19 protein-coding genes are annotated in these 19,264 nt (G+C 41.8%); 10 read left to right on the top strand and 9 right to left on the bottom strand.

The window, feature by feature from the left end:
- Positions 1-104: 104 nt before the first annotated feature.
- From VF06_RS03530 to VF06_RS03520, 4 genes are all read right to left on the bottom strand, one after another.
- Entirely contained in the window at positions 105-1,541 is a 1,437-nt protein-coding gene (locus VF06_RS03530) for a carotenoid oxygenase family protein (protein ID WP_099067403.1), read from the bottom strand.
- Between the two features lie 176 nt (positions 1,542-1,717).
- Positions 1,718-3,148 carry a carotenoid oxygenase family protein gene (locus VF06_RS03525; RefSeq protein WP_099067402.1) on the bottom strand — a complete coding sequence of 477 codons (1,431 nt, stop codon included), beginning with the start codon at positions 3,146-3,148 and terminating at the stop codon, positions 1,718-1,720.
- Between the two features lie 216 nt (positions 3,149-3,364).
- Positions 3,365-3,535, bottom strand: a complete 171-nt coding sequence (locus tag VF06_RS40250; protein ID WP_180267328.1) for a hypothetical protein — start codon at positions 3,533-3,535, stop codon at positions 3,365-3,367.
- Positions 3,536-3,552: 17 nt separating this feature from the next.
- Positions 3,553-5,544 carry a 4-Cys prefix domain-containing protein gene (locus tag VF06_RS03520; protein ID WP_099067401.1) on the bottom strand — a complete coding sequence of 664 codons (1,992 nt, stop codon included), beginning with the start codon at positions 5,542-5,544 and terminating at the stop codon, positions 3,553-3,555.
- Between the two features lie 235 nt (positions 5,545-5,779).
- Between VF06_RS03520 and VF06_RS03515 the strand changes: the two genes are divergently transcribed.
- Positions 5,780-6,214, top strand: a complete 435-nt coding sequence (locus VF06_RS03515) for an NfeD family protein (RefSeq protein ID WP_099067400.1) — start codon at positions 5,780-5,782, stop codon at positions 6,212-6,214.
- Here the strand turns inward: VF06_RS03515 and VF06_RS38900 are convergent.
- Complete coding sequence (locus tag VF06_RS38900; protein WP_143861734.1) at positions 6,211-6,468, bottom strand: hypothetical protein; 258 nt, start codon at positions 6,466-6,468, stop codon at positions 6,211-6,213. The genes VF06_RS03515 and VF06_RS38900 overlap by 4 nt on opposite strands.
- On the opposite strand from VF06_RS38900, the gene VF06_RS03510 reads away from it, so the two are divergent.
- Complete coding sequence (locus tag VF06_RS03510) at positions 6,460-7,467, top strand: SPFH domain-containing protein (protein ID WP_099067399.1); 1,008 nt, start codon at positions 6,460-6,462, stop codon at positions 7,465-7,467. The genes VF06_RS38900 and VF06_RS03510 overlap by 9 nt on opposite strands.
- 167 nt (positions 7,468-7,634) lie before the next feature.
- Here VF06_RS03510 and VF06_RS03505 read toward each other — a convergent pair whose 3' ends face one another.
- Positions 7,635-8,018, bottom strand: coding sequence for a Fur family transcriptional regulator (locus tag VF06_RS03505; RefSeq protein WP_099067398.1), 384 nt, complete (start codon positions 8,016-8,018; stop codon positions 7,635-7,637).
- A gap of 145 nt (positions 8,019-8,163) precedes the next feature.
- On the opposite strand from VF06_RS03505, the gene purS reads away from it, so the two are divergent.
- Positions 8,164-8,442, top strand: a complete 279-nt coding sequence (purS, locus tag VF06_RS03500; RefSeq protein ID WP_099067397.1) for a phosphoribosylformylglycinamidine synthase subunit PurS — start codon at positions 8,164-8,166, stop codon at positions 8,440-8,442.
- 148 nt (positions 8,443-8,590) lie between these two features.
- On the top strand, positions 8,591-9,268 hold the full coding sequence (purQ, locus tag VF06_RS03495) for a phosphoribosylformylglycinamidine synthase subunit PurQ (RefSeq protein ID WP_099067396.1): 678 nt from the start codon (positions 8,591-8,593) through the stop codon (positions 9,266-9,268).
- Between the two features lie 149 nt (positions 9,269-9,417).
- Here the strand turns inward: purQ and VF06_RS38890 are convergent, their stop codons facing one another.
- Both VF06_RS38890 and VF06_RS03490 read right to left on the bottom strand, forming a co-directional pair.
- A complete protein-coding gene (locus VF06_RS38890; RefSeq protein WP_143861733.1) occupies positions 9,418-9,618 on the bottom strand; it encodes a hypothetical protein in 201 nt (66 codons plus the stop codon).
- Between the two features lie 92 nt (positions 9,619-9,710).
- Positions 9,711-11,594, bottom strand: a complete 1,884-nt coding sequence (locus VF06_RS03490; protein WP_099067395.1) for an ABC transporter ATP-binding protein — start codon at positions 11,592-11,594, stop codon at positions 9,711-9,713.
- Positions 11,595-11,871: 277 nt separating this feature from the next.
- Here VF06_RS03490 and VF06_RS40240 point away from each other — a divergent pair, with 277 nt between their 5' ends.
- From VF06_RS40240 to VF06_RS03465, 6 genes are all read left to right on the top strand, one after another.
- Positions 11,872-12,042 (top strand): hypothetical protein, encoded by a 171-nt coding sequence (locus VF06_RS40240; protein ID WP_180267329.1) that lies wholly within the window; start codon positions 11,872-11,874, stop codon positions 12,040-12,042.
- A 179-nt stretch (positions 12,043-12,221) separates the two neighbouring features.
- Positions 12,222-13,244 carry a tetratricopeptide repeat protein gene (locus VF06_RS03485; protein WP_099067394.1) on the top strand — a complete coding sequence of 341 codons (1,023 nt, stop codon included), beginning with the start codon at positions 12,222-12,224 and terminating at the stop codon, positions 13,242-13,244.
- A gap of 173 nt (positions 13,245-13,417) precedes the next feature.
- The gene (locus tag VF06_RS03480; protein ID WP_099067393.1) at positions 13,418-14,359 is read left to right on the top strand and encodes a GNAT family N-acetyltransferase; all 942 of its coding nucleotides are present in this window, start codon (positions 13,418-13,420) and stop codon (positions 14,357-14,359) included.
- 247 nt (positions 14,360-14,606) lie between these two features.
- Positions 14,607-15,452 (top strand): oxidoreductase, encoded by an 846-nt coding sequence (locus tag VF06_RS03475; RefSeq protein WP_099067392.1) that lies wholly within the window; start codon positions 14,607-14,609, stop codon positions 15,450-15,452.
- A 134-nt stretch (positions 15,453-15,586) separates the two neighbouring features.
- On the top strand, positions 15,587-16,600 hold the full coding sequence (locus VF06_RS03470; RefSeq protein WP_099067391.1) for a zinc-dependent alcohol dehydrogenase family protein: 1,014 nt from the start codon (positions 15,587-15,589) through the stop codon (positions 16,598-16,600).
- Positions 16,601-16,812: 212 nt separating this feature from the next.
- Entirely contained in the window at positions 16,813-17,427 is a 615-nt protein-coding gene (locus VF06_RS03465; RefSeq protein WP_099067390.1) for an acyltransferase, read from the top strand.
- 324 nt (positions 17,428-17,751) lie between these two features.
- Here the strand turns inward: VF06_RS03465 and VF06_RS03460 are convergent, their stop codons facing one another.
- Positions 17,752-19,134 (bottom strand): cytochrome P450, encoded by a 1,383-nt coding sequence (locus VF06_RS03460; protein ID WP_099067389.1) that lies wholly within the window; start codon positions 19,132-19,134, stop codon positions 17,752-17,754.
- Positions 19,135-19,264: the final 130 nt, after the last annotated feature.

The raw sequence follows: 19,264 nt of genomic DNA, 5'->3' as shown, positions 1-19,264 counted from the left end.
GATTGATTTTTTTTTGAATTGTCAGTTGAAACGAAAAAATGTGATATTTAGCTTTAGCCTTAATAGTTGTTTGTGGAATCAGGAAACTCCACAAAAGCTAAATTTTACGCAGGATTCCAAGTGCCGTGGAAACCATGAGGAATGACGCTCGGTAATGCCAGTTGGCAAACAGGTTCTCCATCTAGGCGATCGCTATCAAATACCCAAACTTCGCTACTATGAGAATTACCATCGTAGACTACTGTTAACACCCAACCTTGTTCAGGATTTTGGCTATCTTGGGCGTGGATGGGTTCTGTGACATAGCGATTTTCTCCTAAGTCTGCTTCGGTGAGAGTTTCAGTTTGGTAATCAAAACGTGCGATCGTGCCGAACCATTCTTTGCTAGCATCGGCATTTTTTCCGATTAAAGATGCATAAGTGTAACGCCAAGGTTGTCCAACTTGCGATCGCTGTACTACTGGAAACTCACACCTACGGTTGACAACTTCTTGGGCGCTGATAATTTTACCAGTTAGGGGATTGAGACGTATTTGCCACAGCGTACTCAGAGAAAGTGTGTGTGTTTCACCAGTGGCAAATTCTCTCAAGAATTCATTAGTTTGTTCAAAGTCTGAATATCTCACCAAATCTAGAATTATTGTGCCTTCTTCATCCTCATATCCATTGCCAACGTGCCAAGAAAACCAAGGATCGGTTTCACCACGACTAACTAGGGATAGGTTTTCGCGGTCAAAAATCAAAACTTGGGTTCCTAAATGTGGCTTCCACAACAGAGAATCACTAAAGGTGGTCAGACCGAGAATTAATGGTAGTAATTTCATGCTCATTGGTGGCATGAAAAACACAAGATATTTTTGCGTCAGTACAAAATCATGGATGATAGAGTAGCGACCTAAATTGAAAGTATTTCTTTGGATAATGTTGCCAGTGTTATCGCTTTTGTAAAGGTTCAGTTGTACAGAAGTGCCGATACTGACACCAAAGTTAAAAATCTCGCCTGTGTGTGCATCGCGTTTGTAATGAGCAGAATAAGGTAATTGTTTGGGTAAGGCTCCTAAATTATCTAAGCCTATGGTGTCGAGAGTTTGTAAATCCAGGGCATAGGGATGAGTTGCTTCCCACAAAGCTAATAATTTATCAGGTAAAGCCAAAACTGAGGTATTAGCTGCATTTTTGATCGGCTGGAACCAACGCTGCCAAATCGGGCCTGGTTTGTGCGTTCCATAAACGTCATAGAGGAAGCGATCGGCTTGTGTTTCCGCTTGGTATTCTGCTGTTTGCACATAGCGATAGACTCCAGTGGCTCCAGCATCGGTAAAATGAACAGCCAAAATTGCGCCATCACCATCAAACACGTGTCCCACACGTATACCACTACGTTCAAAGCGTGCTGGGCCATTACGGTAAAGTGTACCGCGCAAACCATCGGGGATTTTACCAGAGAGAACTGGTAATTTGGTAAGAGGAAATTCCGTTGCAGGTTTAGCGATCGCCTTTGCCCAAGCTTTTTTGGTTGATTGTCGATCGATTGTAGTCATCTCAAATCAATAGAAATTTTCTTTATAAGGAGAATTCAGCAAATCCTGAGTCATAATAAAGTCATGAATTCTGTACGAGTGGTTGATAGCACAGCGGTAGCGAGTCTTGCCTACGGCAGGCTGCGCGAACGAGCGTCGCATCTGAAATAGAGTATTCACCAATTCTCAATTCTGTTTTATGCAGAATTCCAAGTGCCGTGGAAACCATGAGGAATAACGCTTGGTAATCCCAGTTTGCAAACAGGTTCTGCGTCTAGGCGATCGCTATCAAATACCCAAACTTCACTACTATGAGAATTACCATCGTAGACCACAGTTATTACCCAACTTTGCTGAGGGTTTTGGGCATCTTGAGCAGGTTGTGGTTCTGAAGGATAAAGATTTGGTTTGAGGTTTGTTTCCACAAGGGTTTGGGTGTGGAAATCAAAACGGGCAATGGCGTTTACTATTTCTTGGCTAATATCTGTTCCTTTGGAAAATGAGGAAAAATATGTATACCGAGAGGCTTGCCCTACATTTTGGTCTGGTACTTTTGGGAACTCGCAATGTTGGTCTAGTATTTGCTCAATAGATGTAACTTTGCCAGTTTGGGGTTGAAGATGTACTCGTGTTAGTGTACTTTGAGCAGAGGTATGAGTTTTACCTGTGGGTACTTCTTTAAGATATTGGTTTGTTTGAAAGTCTTCGTAGCAGGCAATATCTATAATTGCTGAACCACTAGCATCTAAATGACCGTTGACAAAATGCCACTGAAACCAAGGCTTGGTTTCACTACGACTTACTAGAGATAATGTCTGGCGATCGAAGACTAAAATTTGAGTTCCCAACTGAGGTTTCCACTCTAGGGCATCACCAAAGCTGCTTCCTAGCAATACAGGAAAGAAATTCAGCCGCACTGGCGGTATGCAAAATACAAGATATTGTCCTGCTAAAACAAAATCATGCACTATTGGTATGCCATCCAGAGGGTATGTTGTCTGTTGGATAATTTTGCCAGTGGCATCGCTCTTATAAATATTTAGTTTGGCATTTAATCCGGGAATGATACCAAAGTTAAAAATCTCACCTGTTTGGTCGTCGCGTTTGTAGTGTGCGGAATAGGGTAATCCTTTATTTAACTCTCCTAAATCATCTTCGCCCCAAGTTTCTAAAGTTTGCAAATCCAAGGCATGGGGTCTACCAGCTTCCCACAGTGCTAAGAGTTTATCTGGAAGTGCGATGACAGAAGTATTAGCAGCATTTTTCACTGGTTTGAGCAATTGATTCCAAAAAGCTCCTGGCGCAGTCATACCATAGTTACCGTAAAGCAGTTTATCTGCTGCGGCTTCTTGTTTGTAGCCAGTTGTTTGCACGTAGCGATAAACTGCGGTGGCTCCTGCATCAGTAAAATTTACAGACAGAATTGCTCCATCTCCATCAAACCAGTGCCCCATCCGCCTACCGCCACGTTCTAGTCGTGCGGGGCCATTGCGGTAAAGTTTGCCACGTAAGCCATCCGGTATTTTACCAGAGATAATTGGCAGTTGGGTAAGAGGAAATTCTTTGGCTGGTTCGGCGATCGCACCTGCCCAAGCTTTTTTGGTTGACTGTTCGCTGATTGTATACATTCGCTCGACATCAATGAAGACAATGGCATGAAGACTATTAAGTATTAATAGGAATATATAATGTTACTTTGTCTGAAAATCTCAGATTTTTAATCACAACGCAAGGACAGTTAAGACATTTAAGACAGTTAAGCAAATATTTAATAAATACTTAATTTTCGGTTTTTCGACTCATAAACTACCCTGATGGCAAAATATGGAATATGGATTCAGCGCCTATGAGTTAAAAAACGTTACTTTATTCAATGCTTGAAGATGTGTAGTGCGATCGCCCTTGTCAAAGTTATGTAAAGTTATATGTAGTGCGATCGCTTCTAAATTTTGACTACACCACTCCGGAGTTGGCTGTAACCACTCTCCAAACTCAACCAATGCCCAATGCCCCATGCCCCATGCCCAATACCCTATTCAGAACACATTTGCTGCATTGCAGGTATTTGCCGACACACTTGTTCAAAACCTTGAGGATTAATTTGTCGCCAAGCAATTAATCCCATACTTGTACCCCCTGCAAGGAAAGCCAACAACCCCCCAAGCATTAGTAAACGTTTACGCAAAGCAGGTTTTTTAATTAAAGTTGGTGGAATTTCTTCTGGGGTTGTAGGGGTTGGAACTGGTTCCTCTGGAGTATTCAAATCTAAATCTAATTCTAGTGATTCTTGCGAATCTTCTATAAAAGAAATTGGTTCTTCTTCTAATTCTTGTAATTCTTCTTGTTCTTGTAGTTGTTCAATTTCTGGTTCTAGAACTTCAACTGGCGGTGTGGGAGTAACAGGTGCTATGTGTTCTGGGGAAACACGGCAATAAGTTAGAACAACTGAGATATTATCACGCCCATTTTTTTCATTTGCTAGGTTAATCCAATTGCGGGCAGCATCTTCCAGTGTCACCATACCTGCAAATATAGGTTTTGTGTAATCGTACCAATATTGTTCAACCCAGTTGCGATCGCTTAAACCGTCAGAACACAGCAATAAGATACCATCTTCTTCTAGGATGAAACGTTGAGTTGTCAGACGCAAAGATTCAGAATCTCTTGTTCCCAAAGCTTGAGTCAAGGCAGTAGCATCTGGTCTTAAAAGTGCCTGACGATACAAGCTTTTGGCAAAACGTACTTCCCGCGCTGTGACATCATCATCTATTGTTAATAGTTGGCAATAATTTGGAGTAATCCAATAAGCACGGCTATCACCAACATGAGCTAAGTATAGTTCGTGGCTGTTGTTTGATGGCTGACCAGAAATAGTTTCAATTCTTTGTGGAACTTGCACAGCCATAACAATAGTTGTGGCCATGCGTTCTCTGCCTTGACGTTTTTGTTCGTCATTGCGGGCACAAATCACATTATTAACCACTCGCAAGCTGGCTTCTAGCTGTTCTTGTAACAATTGTGGCGATACAACTTGATTTTGTGCTGCTATCTCCGCCAACAAAACGCGAATTTGCAACTTCACAGACTCCACTGCCAAGCGGCTAGCAACTTCACCACCTTCATGTCCGCCAATGCCATCGCAAACAATTGATAAGTGGGGTAGTAAGCGATCGTCAAAATCACTCAGTTCATTAGGGTAACAAGAATCTTCATTTTGCACCATCACTTTCCCTGTATCCGTCAAGCCTGTCATCTTGAGACTTAACGGTAACTCTGCCGCAGATGCTAATAATAAATTATTGAGTTGAGTAGCAATATCATCTAACTCCACATCAGTTTCACACATTTGCTGGACTATATTCTGCAATCGTTTAGCTATAGATGTTTTGGCAGATGCTAGCCAAGGCTGCCAACATAGTCCTAAATGTTGCAAACTCACTTCCTCAGCTGTTGGTGTTTGATAAAGTTGCAACAATCGCACACACCAACCTTGGATTCTCAAATTATCTCGCATTAATAAACTGCGGCTAAGTCCCAATTCAGATAAAGGCTTCCACAGTTGAAGAATTTGCCACAGCCAATAAACTTGTCGTACAGCCGTTGCTTGCTCCCATACCTCAGCAATACTTGGGTAAATATGTCCCGTTTCATCTATGGGTACATTTTCCAACAAAAGGATATCACCTGCACTCCCCTCAACCCCACGAGCAAACCCATAAACCTGGGGTAAATGTAATCTTTCTTGATACAACCGTAAGTAAGGAACTATTGCTTTTGGCAATTTGTCAGGTACATCTGGTGGCAGTCCTGGTTGACTATCGAGCCAAACTTGATATCTAATTACTTCATATCTATTTGCTACCTTTGTCCCTGGTGGTATTTTAGCGGGTAGCGAGCCTACAGCCCAGAGATAGCGGCGAACTAGGGGAGTTTGACAACTGGCACAAACAGCATTTTCTTCAGGATTAATGGGGTCTTGACAGTTCGGATTTATACAATAAATTTTTGGTTGAATAGAAATCATAAAGGTATAAATGAAAAGAAACAAATCAACTCATGAATTTCAATTAAATTTAGCTGTCAACAACTTGAAGGCTAGAATAGACTGGACTTGTGTACCCCTGGTTACACCTTGTTACTGAAATTAATCAAAGAATTATGTAAAAAAATCAAATTTTGCTTTCCGTTAATAGCTTACATCTGGGTGTATCTAATCTTATAAATGCATTTACGTCAATGTAGAGTCATAGGATAGCGCTATGCCAAGTTTTACTTTAATTTGGCTTCTTGCAGGAGCAGTTCTATGTTTAACAGAACTATTCTTACCATCTGCTTTCGTTGCCTTCATGATGGGAATTAGCGCTTTTGTTGTGGCGCTGTTGTCTGGAGTCGGATTAACAAATTTATGGTTGCAAATTCTCATTTGGCTGTTGCTTTCCACAACGCTAATTGTAGTTTCTCGTCGCTTTTTGCAACCGCGACGACGCAATTCAAAAATTCAAAATGCAGTCACCGCTGAAACCCTAACAGAAATTCCACCTGGAAAAACAGGGCGAGTCCTGTACGAGGGAAATTCTTGGCAAGCACGATGTGACGACGACAAATTCAGCATAGCGCCCCATCAAAAAGTGTATGTGGTCAGAAGAGAAGGCACGACTTTAATTGTGATACCAGAAAATTTGTTGCATTCTTAGGCATTGGGCATTGGGCATTGGGCATGGGGCATGGGGCATTGGGCATGGGAAGAGGACAAGGTAGACAAGGTAGCAATCTTTCTCCCTTGTCTCCCTTGTCTCCCTTGTCTCCCTTGTCTCCCTTGTCTCCCTTGTCTCCCTTGTCTCCCTTGTCTCCCCCCTCTCCCTACCTCCCTATCTCCCCATTCCCCGATATTTCCCCTTTCTAGTGATAGATATTTAATTAAAAAATCAGGAGATTCAAAATGGAACAATTATTTTTACTCGTCTTTTTAGCCCTTGGCGGTTCTGCTGTAGCGGGGTCTGTGAAAGTCGTAAATCAAGGTAATGAAGCTTTGGTGGAAAGGTTGGGTAGTTATAACAAAAAGCTAGAACCTGGTTTGAATTTTGTTATTCCTTTTCTAGATAAAATTGTTTACAAAGAAACTATCCGCGAAAAAGTTTTAGATATTCCTCCCCAAAAATGCATCACCCGCGACAACGTGAGCATTGAAGTAGATGCTGTGGTTTATTGGCGCATCGTGGATATGGAAAAAGCCTGGTATAAAGTGGAAAATCTCCAGTCGGCGATGGTGAATTTGGTGCTAACTCAAATTCGCTCGGAAATGGGACAACTAGAGTTAGATCAAACTTTTACTGCTCGTACCCAAATTAATGAACTATTGTTAAGGGATTTGGACATTGCTACCGATCCTTGGGGCGTGAAAGTGACGCGGGTAGAACTGCGCGATATTATTCCTTCGCAAGCAGTCCAAGAATCAATGGAATTGCAAATGTCAGCAGAACGACGCCGACGGGCAGCAATTCTCAATTCTGAGGGGGAACGAGAAGCTGCCATTAATACCGCCAGAGGTAAAGCTGAGGCACAAATTTTAGATGCAGAAGCTCGCCAAAAAGCAACAATTTTGCAAGCGGAAGCGCAACAAAAAACCATTGTTTTGCAAGCGCAAGCGGAACGTCAGCAACAAGTTCTCAAAGCCCAAGCAACCGCAGAGGCATTGCAAATTATCACCAATACTCTCAAATCTGAAACCAACGCACAACAAGCGTTGCAGTTCTTACTTGCCCAAAATTATCTAGAAATGGGTACCAAAATTGGCAGCAGCGACAGCAGCAAAGTCATGTTTATGGATCCCCGCACTATTCCCGCCACCTTAGAAGGAATGCGTTCCATTGTTGCCGAGGCTACTAATGGAAACTCTAACCAGTTATTTAGCGCGGAAACATCCACGGGGAATAATCGCGTTGGGTGAGGAGTGGGGAGATGGGGAGATGGGGAGATGAGGGGATAGGGAAGTGTGGGGAGTGTGGGGAGTGTGGGGGGAAAGATTTCTTCCTCATCCTCCCACACCTCCCACACCTCCCACCCCTCCCACACTTCCTGCTTGCCCCATGCCCAATGCCCAATACCAAATGCCCCTTACAAAGTTTGACATTGACTACATAAGCCAAAAAATTCTAAGGTGTGGTAAAAAATTTTAAATTTATGGTTGGTTTCTAGCTGGTCTTCTAGGTTATGGACTGGGCATTGATTAATTTGAATTGAGGTACCGCATTGCAAGCAAGTCAGATGGTGTTTGTCTTGCTGGGTTAGGCTGTAAAGGGCTTCACCGTTAGCCAAATTCCGCATTTGTACCATACCTTCTAGTTTTAAGGCTTCTAAGGAACGGTAAACTGTCGCTAAACCCATACCTTGATTGCTATTACGTAATTCTACATAAATATCCTGAGCAGAAATGCCTTTTTTGATGCTTTTTAGCAGGTTCAAAATACGCTCTTGACTGCGGGTGCGTATGACTGTCATAGACAATTATTTAAATATGCCACTGGAATTTGAAGCTGTTGGACTGGCTAATTAATAAATTAACCCTAACTGCTTCGTAATCTTATTTTCACTCACTTGGAACAGAAAGTTATAGTATAGCGATCGCAGCATTCAGCAAAAAGCCGTGCAAAGGAAGTATCTAGCCAAAATTCACGTGACACTTCGTCCTTCAGTCTTAGACCCTGCTGGTGTGGCTGTACAATCCGGTCTTCAGCAAATGGGATACACTACCGTTGAGCAAGTGAGGATTGGTAAGTACATTGAACTCACCATCGTCTCCCCAGATGAAAAAAAAGCGCGTCAAGACCTCAATAACATCTGTGACCAAATGCTAGCAAATACGGTGATTGAAAATTATCGCTTTGATTTGATTGAAGTTGAATCACAGACTGGGGTGTTTTAAAGACTGGGCATGGGGAGCAGAGGGGGCAGGGGAAAAGGTTAAAGGTTAAAGGGAAAAGGAAAAATTTAATCTTTTCCTTTTTCCCCTTACCCCTTTCCCTTTCCCCGTGCCCAATGCCCAATGCCCAATTCCCTAATCCAATTGACAAATGACTAAATTCGGTGTTGTTGTTTTTCCCGGTTCTAATTGCGATCGCGATGTTGCTTATGTCACCAGAGACTTGTTAGGGCAACCAACTCGCATGGTTTGGCATCAAGATACGGACATTGCTGATTTGGATGTTATTGTTATACCTGGTGGCTTTAGTTACGGGGATTATCTCCGTTGTGGTGCTATCGCGCGGTTTTCCCCTGTGATGCAGCAGGTCATCGAACATGCCCAAAAGGGTAAGTTTGTCCTCGGTATTTGCAATGGTTTTCAGGTATTAACTGAAGCTGGTTTGTTGCCGGGGGTGTTGACTAAAAATCGAGATTTGCATTTTATCTGCGATCGCGTCCCTGTGAAAGTTGAGCGTACCAATCTGCCTTGGACGCAAGCTTATCACAGTGATGAAGTTATCACTTTGCCCATTGCCCACGGCGAAGGACGATTCTATGCTGATGCAGACACTTTGGCAGCAATTGAAGATAACGGCCAAGTGTTGTTTCGCTATGTTGGAGAGAACCCCAATGGTTCATTGAACAACATTGCGGGGATTTGCGATCGCCAAGGCAATGTTTTGGGTATGATGCCGCACCCAGAAAGGGCGTCTGATGCCATGTTGGGCAACAGCGATGGCTTAAAGTTGTTTCAAGGATTGTTAGAGAAAGTAGCGGCGTTGGCTTAGATTAGAGGTTTTCAATCAGCCAAAGTAGACTTTCGTGAAAATGCGGCAACTTCAGTTATTAGGTGGTGGAGTTGCTGTTTTACTTTTTGTTGTATTAGCTAATAATCATTTCCAGATACAAGAGCATTCATCGCAACAGTCGGGCCTTCTTAGGGAGTTTGTATGCCAACAAAAAAGTATTTAGTTCGTTTCATATCAAGTCCAGCTAAATGCTTGTCATTACGTTCGCCCTTGGCGTTCCCGCAGGGTACGTAGCGATAGCGAAGTGAAGTAATCGCAGAATTCTTGCGATTGCGTCGTTCCACTTCGTTGCACTCGCAATGACATATCACAAGTAACTTACCGGACATGATATCATCTACTTTCGATTGAAAGAACGGTTAATATAATTCGTTACCCTGCAATGCCTACTAATCAAGAATTAGACAAATAAACTCGTCACTTAACTTCCCAACATCTGCAAGTTATGTAAAGTAGCATAAAGTCCACCTTGTTGGAGTAATTGTTCGTGACTTCCTTCTTCGATTAATTCCCCCCGCTTCAAAACAAAAATCCGGTCTACATTGCGAATTGTAGATAAACGGTGAGCAATAATAATTGCGGTGCGTCTGAACAAAAGCTGGTCTAATGCTTCTTGAATTAAAGCTTCTGTGCCAACATCTAAACTTGCTGTGGCTTCATCTAATACTAATATTTGAGGATCGCGAATGGCTGCACGGGCAAAGGCTAAAAGTTGCTTTTGTCCGCTAGAAAGATTTGTGCCTCTTTCTCGGAGTTGGGTATCGTAGCTATTAGGTAACTCTTCTATAAACTGGGCAATGTTGGTTTTTTCTGCTGCTTGTTGAATCTGCTCAATTGTATAACCATCTCCTAAGGAAATGTTGCTTTTCACATCACCAGCAAACACAAAACCATCTTGTAAAATTACTGCCATATAACGCCGCAGTTCTGCTTGTGGCACTTCTCTAATATCTATGCCATCAATGAGAATGCGTCCTTGTGTGGGTTCGTAAAGACGACACAACAGGCGAATAATGGAAGTTTTACCCGCACCCGTGGGGCCGACTAATGCAATTTTTTCACCAGGATGAATGGTGAAATCTAAATCTTTAATGACATAATCATCGTTTTTATAAGCAAACCAAACGTGTTCAAAACGAATTTCTCCGAGTTCCGGTGGTGATTCGAGGTCAGGAGATTCTAAATTTGCAACTATTTCGTCTATGTAGCCGAATTTGGCATCAAGAATTGAGTAGCGCACATTAGTGCGATCGCGGATTTCTATCGGTTCATCTAATACATCGCCGACGCGTTCAATGGCAGTAAAACCAGCTTGAATTACGGTAAATTTTTCGGCAAAGTTCCTTAATGGATCGAATAATCGTTGGGCATATAAAATAAATGCCGATAAAGTACCGAAAGTCAACTCTTTATCCAAAAGCATCAAACCACCCAACCACAAAACACCCGCGATCGCTACTAATCCAATCCACTCTAAAGTGGCAGAAACAGCTGCATCATAAAAAATGTTTTTATCTACTTGTTGAGTGTAGCGGTTGTTGGTGGCACGAAATAATTCGGCATTAAATTTTTCTCTGCGGAACAACTGCACTACATTAATACCAACTACATTTTCTTGTAGTTGTGAATTAAGTATCGAAAGTTCTTCCCGCCCTTTATAATTGGCTTTGCGATACTGTTTTTGTAAATAAATTGTTACCCAACTAATTGGTAACAACATCAATAGTAACAAGCAAGCAAGTTGCCATTGAATAGAAAACATTAAAGCAATAATTACCAGCATCGATAAGAAATCGGACAGGATACCGATGGCTCCCGTGGAAAAGACATCGCCTAACACTTCCACATCACTGGTAATTCTAGTAATTAATTTCCCTACTGGTGTCCTGTCAAAAAAACGTACCGCCAGAGATGTTACATGTTGGAATAAATCCTGGCGAATTGCTGTGGTAATTTGTTGCCCTAACTTTTGTACGAGATAACCCTGATAACCTGTCAACACCAAGCGGATGACGATTGAAATCAGCAATAACCCTTCTAAAATATTTAGCGCTTGTGGGAATGGACGATTCCTCAGGAATTCGTAAATACTCGATTCTTTACGAATTAGGGAAATCACTTGTCCAATTAACAGCGGTTGTACGGCATTAGCGATGGCAAGCGGTACGAGTAAGAACATTGAAAGTGCCAACAGTGTGCCACTGCGACGGGCATAAGGCACTAAACGCAAAAACAACCGCCAGTCATTTTCACCGCGACCGTGTTGTGTGTATGATTTTTTGTTGAGAGATTGGTAGATGCTCATAATAAGAGCATTATATTCATGTTTGGCAAAAACACACTTTTAACAGTTGTTAGTTCAATTGCATAGTCAAACACTATACAATATTAATCTATTTGTTTTCACTGCTTCACATTTTGCGATCGTCAAGTACGCACACTGATTTCGAGTAAAAATTTGGCTCTTAGGACTTACGCAACGCCGATATTGTCATTGCCACCAGAATGTAGTGTAGGAAAGCAATCCCAGCGTCAGGGCGGATTACTTCTCTATTGCTCTTAATGACGAAATTACATGATTTTTGCGTCAGTCTTACCACTCTTACAGCAATTTCCAGGTAAATAAACCACATTGTAAAGGCGTAGGCTACGGCCGTTCGCCCCTACCAGGGATTGTGGTTCAAATAGATGAAATTTTACGTCAACAGTTGACAGTTAACCGTCAACAGTCAACTGTCATCAATCTTCACTAGTGTGTTTGTATTAATTACTTCATGGGTATACTTTTAAGTATGAAAGATTACCATACTTCTCTCTTTACGTCTTATATCTAAAGGTAGAAGATATAGATTAACTAAAATTTGGGAAACCTAAGAGAAGTTCATCCCAAGAAATATCTTGCCTATTTATCGCAGAGTGCAACTGAGGTCAGATGACGCAATCTTTAAATCCTGTCAAAGAGTGGGAACAACGCCGCGATGAAGCAAACCACTATTACCAGCGGGGAAAATTTCAAGAGTATCTCGATCTTGTGACTAAGAATTTACAGTTAGCAAGGGCAATTCCAGACCGAGCCAGGGAAGGTTACACATTGAACGACCTTGGTTTAGCTTATCTGGGTTGCTGGCAACCTCAAAGAGCATTAGAGCGATTTCAACAAGCGCTGAGTGTGGCTGTTGAAATCAACAACGCCTCCGCACAAGCAACTGCACTGAGCAATTTAGGTTCTACCTACAGCCGTCTGGGACGTTTTTCCCAAGCATTAGAATATTTTGATCGAGCGCTTCTCATTTTCAGACAATTGCAAGACATCCAAGGAGAAGTTTCTACTCTCAATGATGTAGCACTGATTTATACCCGATTGGGAGAACCAAAACGCGCATTGCTGCTACAAAACCAAATTTTGACAATGCGTCGATTGCTTGGTGACTTTTCTGGTGAAGCAACGACTTTAAATGGTATTGGTTTTGCTTACAGCGTTTTAGGCAAGTTTGACCAAGCTCTAGAATATTTTCAAGCAGCACTGCCGATTCAACGAGCTGTGAAAAATTTAGTTGCTGAAGCAACCACCTTGAATAATATTGCTTCAGTTTATAGCGATTTAGGAAAACCCAAACAAGCCCTACTACTTTATTATCAAGTTCTTTTGACACGTCGAGCCATTGGCGACAAAGCGGGTGAAGCAACAACCCTTCACAACATTGGTTTTACCCACACTATCCTCACCCAACACCGCCAAGCCATGAAGTTCTACAAACAAGCCATTGCCATTTATCAAGAACTGGGGGATTCTCTGGGAGAAATTTCTACTTTATTGAATATGGGAAGCCTTTACGCCACAACCAAACGCAAACAAATGGCACGATTATGCTATCAAAATGCCCAACAGTTAGCTGATAAAATTGAACATCGGCCACTGTTAGAAAAGGTACAGCAGTTCATGAATTCTCTCTAGCTTGATGAACTAGATTCAAAAAATGTTTGTGACAGACTTCCCACCCGCCTAACGGCAGTTATGGCAATTTGAAGTTGAATAGACTACAGTAGGGGCGCACAGCTGTGCGCCCCTACAATGATTCAATTTTCAAATGTGTATTCCATTCAATTAAAAACCACTATATTTAACAGATGAGTGTTTCTATTAGATTACTCCAAGAAAATGAATTAGCTGCTGCTGACCATATTTTTCGGTTGGCTTTTGGTACTTTTATCGGACTACCTGAACCAACTGAGTTTTACGGGGATGCTGCTTATATACATCATCGGTGGAAAGCCAACCCCAATTCAGTGTTTGCTGCTGAGATTGATGGAAAATTAATTGGGTCTAACCTAGCAATAGATTGGGGAAGTTTTGGCTACTTTGGGCCGTTGAGCGTTCATCCAGACTTTTGGAACCAAAAAGTAGGTCAACATCTTGTTGAAGCTGCCATTGCTTACCTTACTGAAGCTAATACTTCCATGATGGGACTGTTTACTTTTGCTCAAAGTCCCAAGCATCACATCCTATATCAAAAATTTGGTTTTCGTCTGCGGTTTCTAACTGCAATTTTGGCAAAAAAAGTAGAACAATTACAGCCAATACCCCAAAGAAATAGATATTCACTTCTCAGTGAGAACGAACGCGCCCAAACTCTGGAGGCAATTGTTCAACTCAGCAATTCTATTTATGAAGGACTGGATTTATCAAGAGAAATTCAGACAGTCCAGGCTCAAGGACTGGGGGATACAGTATTGTTATGGAATGACACAGGCTTGTCAGGATTTGCAGTTTGTCATTATGGCCCAGGAACCGAAGCTGGTAGTAATACTTGCTTTGTGAGATTCGGTGCTGTATATTCTGGAAACAATGCGGGGGAACGTTTCGAGGAATTATTAGATTTGTGTGAAGCATTGACTGTGGCTCAAGGGATGTCACGTTTAATCGCTGGTGTTAATACCAGTCGAGATGAAGCTTATCGCAGGATGTTGGCTCGTGGTTTTCGCAGCGAAATCATTGGAGTTGCAATGCACAGACCTAATGAACCTGGATTTAATCGCCCGGATGTTTTTGCTGTGGATGATTGGCGATAACCCATATTCCGCTTTTTTAATAGACCTTTTGCACTCTTGTGGTCAAAGGAAAAAGGTGAGCCAGCGCGGTCTTGGGGGTTTCCCCCATGAGCGACTGGCGAACCCCGAAGGGGTCAAAGGAAAAAGAGAAAATACCAAACCTTTCCCCCTTTCCCTTTCCCCTTTTCCCGACTTCTACAAGAATGTCCAATGCCCAGTATTGTTACTCAATAGCTAAAATACTGATGGAAACTCAGCGGAATCTATCGTGTCTAATAAAAATACTAAAGTTTGGTTAATTACTGGTAGTTCTAGCGGCTTTGGGCGCAATTTGGCTCAAGCAGTAGCGAAAAGAGGCGATCGCTTAATTGCCACTGCCCGTAAGCCTGAGCAACTTCAAGATTTGGTCAATGAATACCCAGATACAGTTAAGGCAGTTTCTCAAGATGTTACTAATCCTGTGCAAGTCAAAGCAGCAGTAGATGAAGCCCTCAAAGCATTTGGACAAATTGACGTGCTAGTTAACAATGCTGGATATGGTTTAATTGGAGCGCTGGAAGAGGTCAGTGATGAGCAAATTCGGCGTAATTTTGATACTAATTTATTCGGTGCAATTAACACGATCCGGGCAGTATTGCCAATTATGAGACAGCAAAAAAGTGGGCATATTATCAATATGTCTGCAATTGCTGGATTCAACAATGAACTCGGTTTTTCCATCTATGGTGGTGCTAAGTTCGCTTTAGAAGGAGTGTCGGAAGCTGTACATGGCGAAGTTGCACCTTTGGGTATCAAAGTGACAATTGTCGAACCAGGGCCTTTCCGTACTGATTTTATTGGGCGATCGCTTGACCGCGCAGCCAATAGCATGGACGCCTACAAACCAACTGTGGGAAAATTCTTAGAGTTTCTAGAAAAAATTGAAGGCACTCAACCAGGCGATCCAGAAAAAGCTGCTGAGGTATTAATTCAGGTTGTGGAATCAGAAAATCCGCCATTGCGTTTGGTGCTGGGTAAGTACGCTTACAGCAAGTTCCGCAAGAAAATTGCTTCATTAACTACTGAATTGGATGCATGGGAAGCAGTAGCAGCAAATACTGATTTTGAAAATTAGAAATTGAGCAATTGTTCGCTGTTGACTGTTGACTGTTAACTGTGAACCTCCAACTTTCAACGCATTCACTGGAATAATTTATTTTTTGCAGTTCCCTTAGCTTTTGGCTTTTTTCCCATTTACTATTATGAACTATGAAAGTTTACGAAATTCAAAGCAATGCCGGTATTGATGCCCTAGCATTAGTCGATCGCCCGGAACCAAAACCCGCAGCTGGTGAAGTTTTGGTTCAAGTGAAAGCAACATCTTTAAATTACCGTGATTTGCTCGTCATTGAAGGAGCCTACGGTGCTGGACAGAAATATCCGTTGATTCCCATGTCTGATGGTGCGGGGGAAGTTGTGGCGGTGGGCAAAGGTGTAACACGGGTGAAAATAGGCGATCGCGTCGCTGCTACTTTCTTCCAAGATTGGATTTATGGCTCTTTAACTAGAGAACAAATGAAATCCGATCTGGGAGGCGGTATCGATGGTATGTTAGCTGAGTATGTCATATTACACCAAGATGGCTTAGTAATTTTACCAGACCATCTATCCTATGCTGAAGGAGCGACATTACCCTGTGCAGCAGTTACAGCTTGGCATGGATTGGTGACAAAAGGCAATATTAGCCCTGGTGATAGCGTTTTATTACTAGGTACTGGGGGAGTTTCGATTTTTGCTCTCCAGTTTGCTAAGATACATGGTGCTAGAGCGATCGCCACTTCTAGCAGCGATGAAAAGTTGGCACGAATCAAACAGCTTGGTGCTGACGAAACAATCAATTACAAAACAACACCAGATTGGGAAAAGCAAGTTTACCAATTAACTAATCGCACAGGTGTAGATCATGTAGTTGAAGTAGGTGGTGCTGGAACTCTACCAAAATCATTGCAAGCAGTCCGCATAGGCGGACGTGTTAGTTTAATCGGCGTTTTGTCGGGTAGAGGAAGTGAAATTGACCCCATGCCAATACTTTTTAAAAGTTTAACAGTTCAGGGAATCTACGTTGGCAGTCGGGAAATGTTTGAGGCTATGAATCAGACAATACAACAACATCAAATTAAACCAATTATCGATAGAGTTTTTCCATTTAATGAAGCGCGAGAAGCATATCGTTATCTCAAAAGTGCGGCTCACTTTGGCAAAGTTGTTATTAATCTGGATTGATAAATAACTACATAAAATTACAGCAGTTTTTAGACAAGGGAGACAAGGTAGACAAGGGAGACAAGGGAGACAAGGGAGACAAAGAGAATAATTCATAACCAATGACCAATGACTAATGACTAATGACTAATGACTAATGACTAAATAAAGTCCCTTCTTTCTTTTATTTTCCTGGTTGAAAGTAGAGGGGAATCAAATTTATGTAAGGTTTTATGAAACAAATAAAAGAAAAAATTATCAATAAATTAGAGCAAGTATTTGAACGACGATTAATACCTCATTTGGTAAAGTGGGAAGAATATTTAGAAAGCAAAATCAAGAGATATAAGCATCAACAACTGAAGAGTCAGTTAAAATTTGGTGGCTCAGGTTTACGATTTAAGCGAGATGTGAGAATTGAACATCCGCAAAATGTATCTCTGGGAAATAAAGTTTACATTGGACAAGATGTTATTTTAGATGGACGTGGCGGAATCACAATTGGTGATAATACAACACTGGGATTTAATGTTGTGATTCTGTCTGCAAATCACGACTATCAAAGTAATAATTTGCCATACGAACATAACGTTTATATTCATAAGCCTGTTAGCATCGGCCGCAATGTTTGGATTGGTGGAAATGTTTTAATTGTTCCCGGAGTTTCCATTGGCGATGGTGCAATTGTGGCAGCAGGGACAGTGGTCACTGCTAATGTAGAACCTTTAGCAATTGTTGGAAATCAACCTATGAGAGTAATTAAATATCGCGATAAAGAACATTATGAAAAACTTGCCGAGCAACAAGAAATTCCAAGTAGTTCTATAGCAATCACAAATCATTTGTGAAATGTTACGGCGGGCAGGATGCCCACCCCACAAGAGTTTACTAATGCACTATTTTAGCCTTGACACGCTACTACTAACGTGGCAAGTCAACTTTGGGGGGTAAAGGGTAAGGGGTAAAGGGAAAAGGTTTTGATTTTTTCCCCCTTCCCCTTTACCCTTTTCCCAGTACAAACCCAGCAATTTTGGGTTGCCAGACCACTAGTGGTCTGTCCTATTAGTTCTGAGAGATAAATAAGTTTGTAGTTAGGACTTTAGTCCTTGATTTTTAAGCACTGAAGTGCTTACTACAAACTCATCAAAATTAATGCGATAGACCATTAGTTGTTAAACTAACGCTGGTGTATTTGCTAGTTTTACTTGAGGGCTTGGAATCATTCGCATTCCAGCCGGTGCGGCGGTGGTTAAACCACGGCGCACGGGACGCACGGGACGTTTATTGACTAAGGATAATTGAAATTCTGACAAAATAGTTGCCAAGACAATTTTCATTTCATACATAGCAAATGCCATGCCAATACAACGACGATTACCACCACCAAATGGTAAATATTCATAAGGTGAATATTGTCTTTCTAAAAATCTTTCTGGTTTGAATTGTTTGGGTTGTGGATAGACTTGTTCGCGATGATGTGCTAAATAAATGCTGGGAATAATTAGGGTTCCTTTTGGTAGTTTGTAACCCATAATTTCAATTGGGGTTTTAACAATTCGGAAGAAAGCATTCATGGCAATGGGATAAATTCGCAATGTTTCTTGGCAAACTGCTGTCAAATAAGGCAATTTAGCAATGGTACTCAAATCTGTGTTAGCAGCAACAGTGGGGAGTTCCCGCAGCAAGTTTTCACGCACCTGTGGTAAATAATCAATCCAGTAAAATGCCCATGTTAAAGCCGAAGCTGTAGTTTCATGTCCGGCGACTAAAAGAGTCATTAATTCGTCGTGCAATTCTTTATCTGACATCCCTTGACCATCGTCATAACGAGCAGCCATCATCAAACTAAGGATATCTTGGCGATTTTGCTGGGGTTGGGCGCGACGTTCCCGAAGCAAAGTATAAATAAGTTCATCGATTTTTTTTTGTTGTTGGAGAATCCAACCCCACGGACTCCAAGTACCAAAATCTTTTTGCATGAAATTGAAAAAGAAGGCGCTAGACATTAAAGGTGAAGTCATGAAGTCTAGTAAATCACTTAGCGATCGCCTTAATTCCTCAAATCGCTCTCCTGCTTCCAAACCAAACACAACCCGCAGGATAACACGCAAAGTGATTTCTTGCATGGAATTACGTATTTTCAAAGGCTTGTTCATTTGCCATTGATGGCTTACCTGTTGTGTGATTTGACGGATATCCTCGCCATAAGCCCGCATTCTCTCGCCATGAAAAGGAGGAGCTAATAATTGTCTTTGCCGCTGGTGACGTTCGCCATCTGATAGCATGAAAGAGCGATCGCCAAGTAAAAATCTCAGCCCCGTATTGCCCCTGCCAACCTCAAAACTACTCAAATCAGATGTAAAAATCTGCTCAAGTGCTTCTGGTTGACTAAAGTAAACAATGGGGTTGTCTGAAGGATTACTTTGAATAGTGAAACTGTCGCCGTAAATTTTCGCAAAATCATCCACATATTTTACAGGCTGACTAATAAACTTGATCGTCCGCAGCCAGCGCGGTATTTGAGGCCCATCAGGTAGATTGTAAGTTGTTGTCATAGAAATTCGTGGAATTAATAGCTGCTAAATTTTATTGTTACGAGTTTTTATGTGATTGCGGGTCACAGAAAGCGGTATATTCATCATTAGGGACTGGGAACTGGAGACTGGTGACTAGGGACTGGGAAGA

The sequence above is a fragment of the Nostoc linckia z4 genome, assembly GCF_002608075.1.
GTDB lineage: Bacteria > Cyanobacteriota > Cyanobacteriia > Cyanobacteriales > Nostocaceae > Nostoc > Nostoc linckia.
This window is presented reverse-complemented; position numbering and strand designations above follow the sequence as displayed.